The sequence below is a fragment of the Flavobacterium weaverense genome, assembly GCF_003688495.1.
In the GTDB taxonomy this organism is placed as follows: domain Bacteria; phylum Bacteroidota; class Bacteroidia; order Flavobacteriales; family Flavobacteriaceae; genus Flavobacterium; species Flavobacterium weaverense.
In genome coordinates, this window is record NZ_REFH01000012.1 from 91,789 (window position 1) to 105,423 (window position 13,635).

Annotated in this window: 10 protein-coding genes; 6 read left to right on the forward strand and 4 right to left on the reverse strand. The window is 32.2% G+C overall.

Features of this window, described 5'->3' with window-relative positions:
- Positions 1-32: 32 nt before the first annotated feature.
- Genes BC961_RS13630 through BC961_RS13640 form a run of 3 tightly spaced genes read right to left on the reverse strand, consistent with a single transcriptional unit; the run spans position 33 to position 5,021 of the window.
- Complete coding sequence (locus BC961_RS13630; RefSeq protein WP_121926414.1) at positions 33-3,926, reverse strand: beta strand repeat-containing protein; 3,894 nt, start codon at positions 3,924-3,926, stop codon at positions 33-35.
- A gap of 10 nt (positions 3,927-3,936) precedes the next feature.
- Positions 3,937-4,548: an outer membrane beta-barrel protein gene (locus tag BC961_RS13635; RefSeq protein WP_121926415.1), complete on the reverse strand. Its 612-nt coding sequence runs from the start codon at positions 4,546-4,548 to the stop codon at positions 3,937-3,939.
- Positions 4,545-5,021, reverse strand: coding sequence for a T9SS type A sorting domain-containing protein (locus BC961_RS13640; protein ID WP_121926416.1), 477 nt, complete (start codon positions 5,019-5,021; stop codon positions 4,545-4,547). The genes BC961_RS13635 and BC961_RS13640 overlap by 4 nt, the downstream gene beginning before the upstream one ends.
- Positions 5,022-5,287: 266 nt before the next feature.
- On the opposite strand from BC961_RS13640, the gene BC961_RS13645 reads away from it, so the two are divergent.
- Entirely contained in the window at positions 5,288-6,460 is a 1,173-nt protein-coding gene (locus BC961_RS13645; RefSeq protein ID WP_121926417.1) for a helix-turn-helix domain-containing protein, read from the forward strand.
- A 51-nt stretch (positions 6,461-6,511) separates the two neighbouring features.
- Here BC961_RS13645 and ccsA read toward each other — a convergent pair whose 3' ends face one another.
- Positions 6,512-9,733, reverse strand: coding sequence for a cytochrome c biogenesis protein CcsA (ccsA, locus tag BC961_RS13650; RefSeq protein ID WP_121926418.1), 3,222 nt, complete (start codon positions 9,731-9,733; stop codon positions 6,512-6,514).
- A 198-nt stretch (positions 9,734-9,931) separates the two neighbouring features.
- On the opposite strand from ccsA, the gene BC961_RS13655 reads away from it, so the two are divergent.
- The 5 genes from BC961_RS13655 (at position 9,932) to BC961_RS13675 (ending at position 13,474) form a co-directional block, all read left to right on the forward strand.
- On the forward strand, positions 9,932-10,705 hold the full coding sequence (locus BC961_RS13655) for a Rossmann-like and DUF2520 domain-containing protein (protein WP_121926419.1): 774 nt from the start codon (positions 9,932-9,934) through the stop codon (positions 10,703-10,705).
- Positions 10,689-11,216, forward strand: coding sequence for a KdsC family phosphatase (locus tag BC961_RS13660; protein ID WP_121926420.1), 528 nt, complete (start codon positions 10,689-10,691; stop codon positions 11,214-11,216). The genes BC961_RS13655 and BC961_RS13660 overlap by 17 nt, the downstream gene beginning before the upstream one ends.
- A gap of 222 nt (positions 11,217-11,438) precedes the next feature.
- A complete protein-coding gene (locus BC961_RS13665) occupies positions 11,439-12,359 on the forward strand; it encodes a geranylgeranylglycerol-phosphate geranylgeranyltransferase (RefSeq protein WP_121926421.1) in 921 nt (306 codons plus the stop codon).
- Entirely contained in the window at positions 12,352-12,936 is a 585-nt protein-coding gene (locus tag BC961_RS13670; RefSeq protein WP_121926422.1) for a Maf-like protein, read from the forward strand. The genes BC961_RS13665 and BC961_RS13670 overlap by 8 nt, the downstream gene beginning before the upstream one ends.
- 1 nt (position 12,937) lies before the next feature.
- Positions 12,938-13,474 (forward strand): mechanosensitive ion channel domain-containing protein, encoded by a 537-nt coding sequence (locus tag BC961_RS13675; RefSeq protein WP_394345454.1) that lies wholly within the window; start codon positions 12,938-12,940, stop codon positions 13,472-13,474.
- Positions 13,475-13,635: the final 161 nt, after the last annotated feature.

The following is a 13,635-nucleotide window of genomic DNA, read 5'->3' on the forward strand; positions in this document are numbered from 1 at the left end:
TCTGATTTTTGTTTTGATATCTCTACCCCTATTTAATAAAAATAATCAAACTGAATTCTATCAGTATCACTCAATATAGCATTTCCATTATTAGCTGGAATGTAGGTCAAAACGTCATTAGTAACACTATAGGCCGTATTACTGATCCTAATACCATTCACATACATTTTTACTTTGCTTTTTATAGATGGAATTTGTGCAAGCGTAAAAGTTGTTTGAGATAAGGTTGATAAAATTTCTTCGGATGCATCAGTAATTTCATGTGCAGTATTAACCCATACAATTTTACCAGTTCCATTAGTAGACAAAACTTGTCCGGTTGTTCCGTCTGTATTGGTATAAGTGATGGCTCCAGAAGTTAAGGTTCCTGTCGTTTTTACATTTTCTATATTACTATTCCCTAGTTGGATGGTATTCGAAGTAGTAACAATTGCCTCAGACCCAATCGCAATAGAATTAGAAATTCCATCTACGGATACATCAGCATTGTGACCAATTACAGTATTCTCTGAACCATTATTATTTAATAATAATGCTTGAGAACCTATAGCAACATTATTATTTCCAGAAACATTATTTCCAAGGGATAAATAACCATAAGCTGTATTACCATTACCATCCACATTGGCTGGTAAAGCAGCCCTTCCCACAGCAGTATTTGCGTAACCAGCATTATTTTGTAAAGCACCTAAGCCTATTGCAGTATTAGAATTTTCATTAAAATTTCCCCTCCCTACTGTAATGCCATTTACAACCATATCTTTATCAAAAGATTTTACTCCAAGAATAGTTTGTGCAGTTGTTAGATCTACAAAATCGTTATTTGTAGGTACTGTTGGCGTCATCCAATAAGTAATTCCAGAACCATCTGTAGCTAATACTTGACCAACTGTTCCATCAATATTTGTATAGGTAACTTCTCCAGCAACTATTTGATTTGTTGCTTCAATTCTTCCATTTGCTCCTAATGTAATTACAGTAGCACCTCCTTTATTTGCATCAGTAACTTTTACACCAGACGAGAACCTTAAAGTTCCATATCCATCATTCATATCTACAAAATCACCATCATCAGATAAAACAAGACCTTTTCCGGTAACTCCAGACTCGTTGACAGTCATACTTCCTTTAGAGGAAACTTCCCCATTAGATTTTACCATAAATTGATTAAAATCAACACCAGATTGCGAAAATGAAATGTCATCTCCAGAGGAATACAATTCCCATTTTACCGCTCCAGAAGTATTTAAAAAGCGTAATTGATCCTGTATTTGAATAGAATTAGAAAACGTTTTTGTACCTGCAATGGTTTGATCAGATATTATATCAACAAAATTTCCGTTAATGGCAGTATTTACGGCATCTCCAACAAAAGCAGTTGTGGCAATTGCTGTAGAATTATTTCCTGCAGACTGTGTTGCAGCTATTGTAGTTGCTGGTAAGTTAGGAGTTCCGGTAAAAGAGGGAGAATCGATATTCGCTTTTAAATTTAAAACTGTTTGCGTAGCTGTTGAAACCGATTTATCTGCATCAGCCGTATTTTCAACATTTGCTAATCCTACCATCGCTTTATCAACTCCGGTAACCGTTCCGGTAAAAGAAGGAGAATTGATATTCGCTTTTAAATTTAATGCCGTTTGCGTAGCGGTTGAAATCAATTTATCTTCATCGGCCGTATTTTCTACATTGGATAATCCTACCATTACCTTATCAATTCCGGTAACAGTTCCCGTAAAAGCGGGAGAGTCGATATTCGCTTTTAAATTTAATGCCGTTTGCGTAGCGGTTGAAATCAATTTATCTTCATCGGCCGTATTTTCTACATTGGATAATCCTACCATTACCTTATCAATTCCGGTAACAGTTCCCGTAAAAGCGGGAGAGTCGATATTCGCTTTTAAATTTATAGCTGTTTGTGTAGCCGTTGAAACCGATTTATCTGCATCAGCCGTATTTTCTATATTTGATAATCCAACCATCGCTTTATTAATTCCGGTAACTGTTCCCGTAAAAGTGGGAGAATCGATATTCGCTTTTAAATTTAAAGCTGTTTGCGTAGCTGTTGAAATCAATTTATCTGCATCAGCCGTATTTTCTACATTGGATAATCCTACCATGATTTTATTAATTCCGGTAACCGTTCCGGTAAAAGCAGGAGAATCGATATTCGCTTTTAAATTTAATGCCGTTTGTGTAGCCGTTGAAACCGATTTATCGGCATCAGCCGTATTTTCTACATTAGATAAACCCACCATCGCTTTATTAATTCCGGTAACTGTTCCAGTAAAAGCAGGAGAATCGATATTCGCTTTTAAATTTAATGCCGTTTGTGTAGCCGTTGAAACCGATTTATCTGCATCAGCCGTATTTTCAACATTTGATAATCCAACCATCGCTTTATTAATTCCGGTAACTGTTCCAGTAAAAGCAGGAGAATCGATATTCGCTTTTAAATTTAATGCCGTTTGTGTAGCCGTTGAAACCGATTTATCTGCATCAGCCGTATTTTCAACATTTGATAATCCAACCATCGCTTTATTAATTCCGGTAACTGTTCCAGTAAAAGCAGGAGAATCGATATTCGCTTTTAAATTTAATGCCGTTTGTGTAGCCGTTGAAACCGATTTATCTGCATCAGCCGTATTTTCTACATTTGCTAATCCTACCATTACTTTATCAATTCCGGTAACCGTTCCGGTAAAAGCAGGAGAATCAATACTCGCTTTTAAATTTAATGCCGTTTGCGTAGCCGTTGAAACCATTTTATCTACATCAGCCGTATTTTCTACATTTGCTAATCCTACCATTACCTTATCAATTCCGGTAACAGTTCCCGTAAAAGCAGGAGAATCGATATTCGCTTTTAAATTTAATGCCGTTTGCGTAGCTGTTGAAATCAATTTATCTGCATCAGCCGTATTTTCTACATTTGCTAATCCTACCATTACTTTATCAATTCCGGTAACAGTTCCCGTAAAAGCGGGAGAGTCGATATTCGCTTTTAAATTTAATGCCGTTTGTGTAGCCGTTGAAACCATTTTATCTACATCAGCCGTATTTTCTACATTTGCTAATCCTACCATTACCTTATCAATTCCGGTAACTGTTCCAGTAAAAGCAGGAGAATCGATATTCGCTTTTAATAACAATCCTGGTACTTTAGGAAGTGCTGCAGTACCAGCTAAATCACCAGATAATTGTATTTTACCTTTGTTTGTAGCATCTGCATCTACCACTACACCATTTGAAAATTGATTGTCTACATAGGTTTTTAATGCCTTAACAGTTGGATATTTAACATTTGAAGAACCATCAACAATAACATTGGTTGATTTATTAAGTAGCACTTCTTTTAAATCTAAAACACTTTGAGTAGCATTACTTATGGGTTTATCAAAATCACGAGTGTTATCAACATTATTTAGAATTAAATTTATTTTGGCATCCACAATATTAGATGCGTTAGTTCCTCCGTTCTCAATACCCACAATTCCACTTACCGTTTGAGCTGAAAAAGCAAAAGGAACAGCATTGAAAACTTGATCACTAACTTCCATAAAAGAAGAACAATTACCTGTTGTATTTACACCAACTTTTAATTTTTTTAAACCCGAAATCCAATTTACAGCTTTAAAATTAATAGCATAACCTCCCGTTTGATTTCCTAAGCCAATTACTAAATTAACCATACCCATTTCATCTGTAACAGCGCTAATAGTCTCTTTATATTCTAATTGCTGCGTTTCATCTTCAATACTAAATTGCAAACAAACTGACTGATTTATTAATGCTGTATTAGCAGGATTTATACCTGGTATTTTTTGAGCATTTGGATTCAAAATTAAGGCTTGATAGCTGATTCCATTTGTTTGTGAATGCGCAATGGTACTAACTATAAAAACTAATATTAAGTAGATTTTTTTCATAATAAGTTTTTTATAAAGGGAAATGAAGTCCAAATTGAATTTGATTTGTAATAAAGGCTAACTTCTCATCGGTAGGATGTGAAAATTTAAAGGCATTCGAAAAAGTATAACCTAAATTAACTAAACAATTATCATTTATAGGATATTTTAAATCTAAGCCAATACTGGGTTGAAAAAATAAACCTTTAAATTCTGGAAGTTTTTTTATATCATAAATAACGCCGTTAATCTCCTCCTTACCATCAATTATTGTTGCAAGATTTACTGCTCCTTTAAGTTCAACTGAAAGATTTTTTTGATTTTTAAAAAGAACATATCCAATACCATTTTTTAAGCCTATATAAGTAGTATTCCAAGAATAGGTTTGTACTTCATTTGTACTAAAACTATTAAATTGGTTTAAGGTAACACTGGCTTGATAACTGAACTTTTCTTTGAAATTTTCTTGATATCCAATTTCATAATTAGCTCCAATTTTACTTTTTAATTTCAAAATTTGATTTTCAGCGGAACTACTATAACTATAGGAAGTTAGATTTTTTCCAGCTTTAAAAAATATTTCTTGAGCAGATGCCAACTGACTTAAAACAAGCAAATTAAATAAAAGTAGTTTTGTTTTCATAATGATTTTTTAATGATTTTAACGTATTGATTAATTTCACTATTGGTAATTTTAACTAAATAAAGAGAGTTTGGTAACCCCGATAAATCTAATGTTAACATACCTTCCCTAACTTCTTTAAGTTGATTGAATAATAAACGACCACCAATATCAAATACAGTTATAGAAATTTCTTTGATAGGTTTAGAAAATTCAAAATTTATGCTAGTAATAAATGGATTAGGATAAGTAGTAACAACTAGATTTCCTTTTATGGGAACATCTATCAACAATTTTGCCCAATAATTCTGTTGAAAGCCTTGTATGATAATAAAATCACCCTTCAAATTTCCAATTACACTTTGTTGACCAACGGTTTGTTTGACAAGCATACCATTAGATAAAGTTGCAGATTTGCTTTGCGAAGAAATCATTTGATGATGCAATATTTGACCATAAAATGTAGAACTAAAAAGAAGTATTAAATATTTCATACAAATTAATTTAAGTCAATATTAAAATAAAATTAACACCTTTGTCGATAAAAAATGCTTTTAAACGAATATTTGATTAATTAGTAAAAACTTTTCAGTTATTAGTAACTCTTAAATTAGTTTTTAATGGTCAAAAAAAAGAATAAAGGAAAAATGATCTCCATAGAATCAATTTCTATTTGAAAGAAATATAGTGTTATTAAATACATTACATTTATTGTTTTCTGTAACGGCACATTTACTTTATAAATTAATAGAACAAGAAAATGTTAACAAGCTCACTTTTTATTGTAACGGGTATAATTGGTTTTACAACAGCCTTTCTAATTTTTAGAAACTACACTGTAAATAGAATGATGAATCCATATATCATTATTCTAATTCTTATTATTTCACTTCGCTTTTTATTCTCGGGATTGACCTATTTTATTTTTGAACCTTCTTTTAAAAGTACTTTTTCAAAATACTCTAATGCTTCGATTATAGTGATACCAATATGTTATCTCTATTTTAAAAATTTAGCACAAAATAAAAACAAAATTTATTCTAAAGATCTTTTGCATTTTATCTTTCCAATTGCTTTGTTATTGGTAATAAATAGTCAAGATCTAATTAATCTCGGAAGTCATTCCTTAGAAATAGTATTATATATTTTGTTTTTTATTTTTGCGATAACATATATATATTTATCTTTTTACGTTCTAAAAACAAAAATTTGGAGCAGAAGAGGAGAAATAAAAGTACTTCAAAAGCAAAATAAATTAATAAATAATTGGACCTTATTTCTATTTGTTGGTCTAATCTTAACGCTCATAAGACTTTTTATATCCGTTTGCGTAGAAATATATTCAAATGAAAGCATTAAGGGATTTTTGTATCAGTGGATCTCTGCATTAATTTGGGCTGTAATACTATTCAAAATTCTAATTTCTCCCGAAATTCTTTTTGGATACAATTTATTACATCAAAAGTTTAATGAGAATAAAAATAATAACTTAGCACTAAAAGATATTTGGAAAATCAATTCAGATATCGAACTTAGAAACTGCCAACATTCAATTCTTAAAGAAAAAATAGATTTAAATATAATGGTTTATATTTCTCAGATTGAAACAGTAGCACTACAGTTTGAGTTGTTTAGAAATGCCGATTTAAGTATTACAGATTTGTGTACAAACTTAAAAATACCAAAAAGCCACATTTCATATCTTTTTAAGTACCACTCTTTTCTGTCTTTTTCTGAATTTAAAAAATTAATCAGAATTCACGATGCCATTCATCTTATTGAATTAAATTTCCTTAGTAACAATACCTTAGAATCATTGTCGAAAAAAGTTGGTTTTACATCCTATAATCCCTTTTTTACTAGTTTCAAGGAAATAGCAGGAATGCCACCTTTAGAATATTATAAGCTCTATAAAAAAGAATTAGAAGCATAAAAAAAGGTTCAACCATACAGTTGAACCTTTTTTTATTAAAACTATAACTGCTTATTTCTTATAGAACTTTTTATACTTAGGATATGATAAAGCTCCTATAACGGTAATGGCTCCTAAAGAATACCAAATCCAATTAAGTGAATGTGCTTCTCCACTAGCATAAGAGTGCAAACCAACTAGATGGAAATTTACACCGTAATAAGTGAATAAAATAGATACAAAAGCAAACATGCTCATCAAGTTAAAGATCCATTTACCTCGTAATGCAGGAACAAACCTCATGTGTATTACAAAAGCATACACCATGATACTAATCAATGCCCAAGTCTCTTTTGGATCCCACCCCCAGTAACGTCCCCAACTTTCGTTGGCCCATTGTCCTCCTAAAAAGTTTCCTATTGTTAACATGATTAAACCAATAGTAAGTGCAAGTTCATTGATATAAGTAATCTCTTGAATGTTCAAATCCATTTTAGCTTTGTTTTTCTCATTCGTAAAGAAAATTAAAAGCAATGAAACAAATCCTAAAATCATTCCCAATGCAAATGGACCATAACTAGCTACAATAACTGCAACGTGTATCATTAACCAATATGAGTTAAGTACAGGTTGTAAATTAGCGATTTCAGGGTCAATCCAGTTCATGTATGCTGCAGCTAAAATCATTGCCGTAACAAATGCTGAAGACGCTACAGTAAGCTTCGATTTAATATCGAATGCTAAACCAAAAAACATCGTTGCCCATGCAACATATATAATAGATTCATATGCATTACTCCATGGCGCGTGTCCTGAAATATACCATCTCGCTATTAATCCTCCGGTGTGCAAAATAAATAATACAAGCACTACAATATGCATGAAATTAACTAAATAATTTAATGCTTTTCTTTCTTTAAATATCTTTAGAATAGTAAAAAACAGCATCAATATTGCAGCAAAAACATACCAATAAGGTAATTTTTGGAATACATCATACTTATTATACAAAACCTCTGAAGTAATTTTTTCTTCGCTGGGCCTTACTTTACTTCCAAAACGCTTTTGGAAACCATTGATACTTTCTAATAATTCATCAGCGGTTTTGTAATCATTAGAATTAGCTGCGTTAGCTAATGATCCAAAATACAATGGCAACACGTTTTTAGTATACGTTGCTTCCATTCCTTTTAATCCAGCCTCATTCAGCTCTAAAAACGAAACCCACTTGTTATTTTTATCTTCTGGAATTGGGAAAATCTTTAGGATTCTACCACTTAAAGCAGACTCCATTAAATTTACCTTTTTATCCGTTTCAATAAAATCTTTCTCAAATTGATTTGGATTCGCTGATTTGAATGCTTCTTCCAGATATTTAGAAAGTTTATAATTTCCTTTATCATCAAAAAATGATACAAATGGAGCAAATTCTGCATTTTTGTCAATTCCAATAATCTTTCGAATACTGTCATTTCCACTTTTGATATAAATAATCGGAATCTCTATCCAATAACTAGCATATTGTGTCATCGACATGAAAACTTGATCAGAGTTCATTCCCTTGTAGCTATTAGCATGGCTAACTTTTCTCAGTAATTCAGATGAAAAAGTATTAATAGGTTTCATTCTACCGCCTCCATCTTGAATTACAAGACGACCAAACTTTTCAGCATGCGCTTCTGGAACTTTAAATTTTGCAATTAAAGCTTGAAGCTCGTCTTGACTTAATGTTTTCTTCGAATGATTTTCATGTGTTGTTGCTGCAGCTTCTTCAGGTGCTGTGGCTGCTTCAGTATGTGCATGTCCTTCATGGTCGGCATGATCATGCGCAGGTTCTTGAGCAAAGCCACTAAAACATAACAATAACATTAAGAGTGTTAAAAGTTTAGCCTTTTTTATTTTAACAACATCTAGCTTTCTTTTAATATCTGCAAAGCGAGAATGCTTCGTAAACATAATAGCCATCATGGCAAAATATAATAAAAAGTAACCGATATAAGTTAAAGCTGTTCCCCAAAAATCATGATTTACAGATAAAATTGTTCCTTTTTCATCTGGGTCAAAGCCCGACTGGAAAAAGCGATATCCTTTATGATCTAATACATTATTCATATAGATATGAGCGTCAAATGGTTTTTCATCTTCGACAGTTACTTTACTTTCAAAAGAAGAATAACTTTTTTCTGTGCCCGGATATTTCTGCGCAATAAAATCATTCAATTTTACCTTAAATGGTAAAATGTAAGCTTTACTTCCGTAGAAAAAAGTATAGTCAATGTTCCCTATTTTTACCGTTTTAGAGTCTCCTATTTTACCTTTCGAACCAACTAACGTTACTATTTTTTCTTGACCTTCAGCCATTAACTTCACTGTTAAAGCGTCTTCATGAGTTTTAGCTTTGTAATCATTATCTGATTCATAATCCATAATACCTTTCACGGCTTCGTCCGGAAAAACAAAACGCATCTCGCCGATGGTGTATAAAGATCGCATCATTAACGGCTGTACATTGTCCTTTGTAACTGTTCCTTCTAGCTTGTCAGCCATTCGCATAAAGTTACCTTCAAAAGGAGTTTGAATCGTGTATGCACTTCCAGTGGTTGTAATATTTATCGCTCCATCAGTTGGTTTATTCAGTGCAAACAAAACATTATGTATATTTTGCACTTCACCTTCTTTTAGAAAATGTTCGTGACGTCCACCGTCGCCGGCTTCTACAATTTTCAAATATAAAATACCTTTTGCGTCAGGCTTGATATATTCCTTGGCACCCATAATAAAGTTCTCATACTCTACTTCAAACTTAGTATCTGCAAAATTTTCAGACATACTAAAATTATTGTTTGTAGCTGGAGAAAGCAAAACTTGCTTTTCAAAAACTCTACGCTTCATTTCGCCTTTATACTCTCCATCTGCAAAAACAGTTAGGAAAGTTTTATCAGAATAAATTTGGTTTTCCGAAGCGCCTTCGCGTATCGGCATCATGCCCTCATAGCTAATATAACGGGTTACGGCAGCACCCAAAATTATAAAGATGAAAGATAAATGGAGTATTAAAGTTGCCCACTTTTCTTTCTTCAATAATTGGTATCGTTTGATATTACCAATAAAATTGATGACAAAAAACAAATGAATAGCTTCAAACCACCATGCATTGTAAATTAAAATTTTCGCGGTATCTGTATTGTATTTACTTTCGATAAAAGTTCCAGTAGCCATCGCAACGGCATAGGATATAAATAAAAAAGCCATTAATCGTGTAGAAAACAAAAAAGAAAATATTTTTTTATCCATTTTTATGGGATTACGTTTTTTAAATTGCCACAAAAGTACTCAAAATTGTTGACTTCCATATTCTGACATTTGTTAATTTAAACCAAAATTAAGACTTCCATTAATAACTGTTATTCCATAATTTTAGTACCATTCACGAATTTTAAATAGAGTAATTTTCAATTAAAAATCTATCATTTTTTTTGCTAATTTTGGCGCATGGTCAAAATCATTATTATCGGTTCTGGAAATGTTGCACAGCATCTCATTTTCGCTTTCGAACAAGCAAAGAAAGAAGGTGGAACGATCGAACTAATTCAAGCTTTTACTCGAAAAAGAGAAACGCTTGTACATTTACTCGATTTTGATCGAATCGCTACTGAATTTAGTGATTTAGTAGAGGCCGATTTGTACATCGTTGCTGTTTCTGATGATGCAATATCTGAGGTGGTCTCACAACTTCCCTTTAAAAATAGATTAGTAGTTCACACCTCCGGAAGTGTTCCGCTGACTGCTTTGAATGAAGAAAATCGAAAAGGAGTTTTTTATCCATTGCAAACTTTTACTAAAAACAAATTAGTCGATTTCAGCAGCATTCCTATTTGTTTAGAAAGCGAAAACGCAACTGATTTCCAACTTTTAGACAAAGTTGCCAAATCAATTTCAAATTCTGTTTTTGCAATTAATACCGAGCAGCGAAAAGCATTGCATGTCGCAGCCGTTTTTGTCAATAATTTTACAAACCACCTTTATCAGATAGGAAATGAAATTTGTGATGAAAACCATGTGCCATTTGACATATTAAAACCTTTAATTGCCGAAACAGCTAACAAAATCATGATGCTTTCACCTATAGACGCGCAAACAGGCCCTGCTAAGCGCAATGATAAAGCAACTATTGATGCGCATGAGCAATTTATTTCGAATGAAAACCAACTAACTATCTACAAAATACTAACACAATCAATACAAGAAAATGGCAAAAAGTTATAAAGAAATAATGAACGACATCACAACCTTTATTTTTGATGTCGATGGTGTATTAACCGATAGTTCTGTTTTTGTAACCAATGAAGGTGACATTTTAAGAACAATGAATATTCGCGATGGTTATGCTATGAAAGCAGCTGTAGAAAGTGGTTACAATGTTTGCATTATCTCTGGCGGAAGCAACGAAGGCGTTCGCGTACGATTAAGAAATCTTGGCATAACAGATATTCATTTGGGCACCCCAGATAAAGTGGAAACCTTTGATGAGTATACTGATGTTTACAATATTAAACCAGAGCAAGTACTTTATATGGGTGATGATATTCCAGATTACCATGTGATGAAATTAGTTGGTTTACCAACTTGCCCGCAAGATGCAAGTCCAGAAATAAAGAATATTTCCAAGTATATTTCACATAAAAATGGTGGAAAAGGTGCCGCAAGAGATGTTATTGAACAAGTGATGAAAGCACAAGGAAAATGGATGGCTCATTTTAATGGAAAACACGATTAATTAAAGAGCAGTGTTTTGTGATCAGTTTCTAATTTATTGGTCAGTGGTCAGTTTGTATTGATAACTTGAAGAATAGTACTATTAACATTAATGCTTTAGCTCTAAGAAGTTAAGTACTCAAATTCTGAAAACTAATCATTGAACACTGAAAACTAACCACTGAAGACTGAAGACTGACCACTGAAGACTGACCACTGAAGACTGACCACTGAACACTACTAAATGAAATTCCTAAAACTAATTCGATATCAAAACTTATTAATGCTTGCTTTTATGCAGCTTGTTTTTAGATATGGATTTTTTAAAATGCAGAACATTCAGTTAGCATTATCTGATTTACAGTATGGGCTAATGGTTTTGTCTACCGTTTTGATAGCCGCGGGTGGTTACGCTATTAATAACATATATGATCAAGAAACAGACAACTATAATAAACCGGAAGATGTTATCGTTGGAAAATCAATTTCAGAAACCACAGCATATAATATTTATATCGCCGTTACTGTAATTGGAGTCAGCTTAGGATTTTATTTATCGAATGTTATTGAAAAACCAGGCTTTGCCGCTATTTTTATATTAATCGCTGCTACATTATATTTATACGCGACAAGTTTAAAGCAAATGATGTTAGTAGGGAATATAGTTGTAGCTATTCTACTTTCATTTAGCATAATTATCGTAGGAATATTTGATTTATATCCTGCAACGATTGCTTCCAATCAACAAGAGATGAGATTGTATTTTTCAATTCTACTTGACTATGCAATTTTTGCTTTTATCATTAATTTAAATAGGGAAATAGTTAAAGATATTGAGGATATAGATGGAGATTGCAATCAGTCAATGAACACAGTAGCAGTTGCGATAGGAAAGTCAAAAACTGTAAAACTAGTTTTCATCCTGAGTTTCATCCCTCTAATAACTCTTATTTATTACCTTAATAGATATTTATTAGACTTATTTTTTCTAAGTATCTATCTGTTACTTTTTGTTTGTGGTCCACTACTCTACTTTACAATTAAAATTATCAGCGCAAAATCTAAAAAAGATTTTCATTCACTCAGTACAGTTTTAAAATACATACTTTTTTTCGGAATTTTGTCTGTCGTAGCCATTACTTTAAATATGAAATACAATGCTTAAAAATAAATTAAAGAAATACCGTTTAATTCTTGCTTCGGGCTCACCGCGTCGCCAACAATTTTTTACAGATTTAGATTTGGATTTTGAAATCCGATTGAAAGAAATTGAAGAAATTTATCCGTTAGAACTCCAGGCAGAAGAAATAACAAACTTTTTAGCAGAATTAAAATCGAGCGCTTTTGAAGGAGAACTAAAAGATGGCGAAATTTTAGTTACTAGCGACACTATTGTTTGGCATAACAATAAAGCTTTGGGTAAACCCAAAGATAAAAAAGATGCTTACGAAATTTTAAAATCACTATCTAATAGCACGCACGAAGTTATTACTTCAGTATGTTTCAAAACAAATCAAAAAATTGATTTACTTCATGAAGTCACAAAAGTGACTTTTAACGAACTGAACGATGAAGCTATTTATTATTACCTAGAAAATTTTAAGCCGTACGATAAGGCAGGATCTTATGGAATTCAGGAGTGGATTGGTTTTATAGGCGTTTCAAAAATAGAAGGTTCCTATGCTAACGTTATGGGAATGCCAACTGATAAAGTATACGAATATTTATCTAAATTAACATAATATGGAGATTTTAGCATTACAAGAATACTCAAAGGAATTGATCGCCAGTGCAATTTTATTAGTGACGCTTCTTTTCTTTAGAACGGCAACAACAAAACTCGTACGACGTTACGCTAAAACAAACCAAACACTCGAGCATAGAACTAATTTAGTTGTCAAGTATATGCACTTGTTTTTATATATTTTGGCAGCTATCGCGCTAATAATTATTTGGGGTGTTCAAACTAAAGATATTATTTTAGCATTTTCGTCTGTAACTACAGTTGTGGGTGTGGCATTAATTGCTCAATGGTCCATACTGAGTAATATAACTGCTGGCATTATTTTATTTTTCTCCTTTCCATTTAAAATAGGCGACGTAATTAAAATTCATGATAAAGATTTTCCAATTATTGCAGAGATTGTGGATATTAGTGCCTTTCATGTTTTTTTAAAGACATATGATGGTGAGCAAATAATTTATCCAAATAATCTACTTTTACAAAAAGGTATTTCGATTTTAAAAGATCATTTTAAGGATAAGGAATTTGTGGATTAATACTCAGATCGAATACTATAATCGTGCTAGTTAAATATAAAGTACGGCTGACTTAAAATGTAGTGGATCCATTTTAAATATATATGTGATTAACATCTAAAACTATCAAGTACTAACATCGATTTTTAATTCACTTTGTTTTGTAAAATTTCGTACTTTAT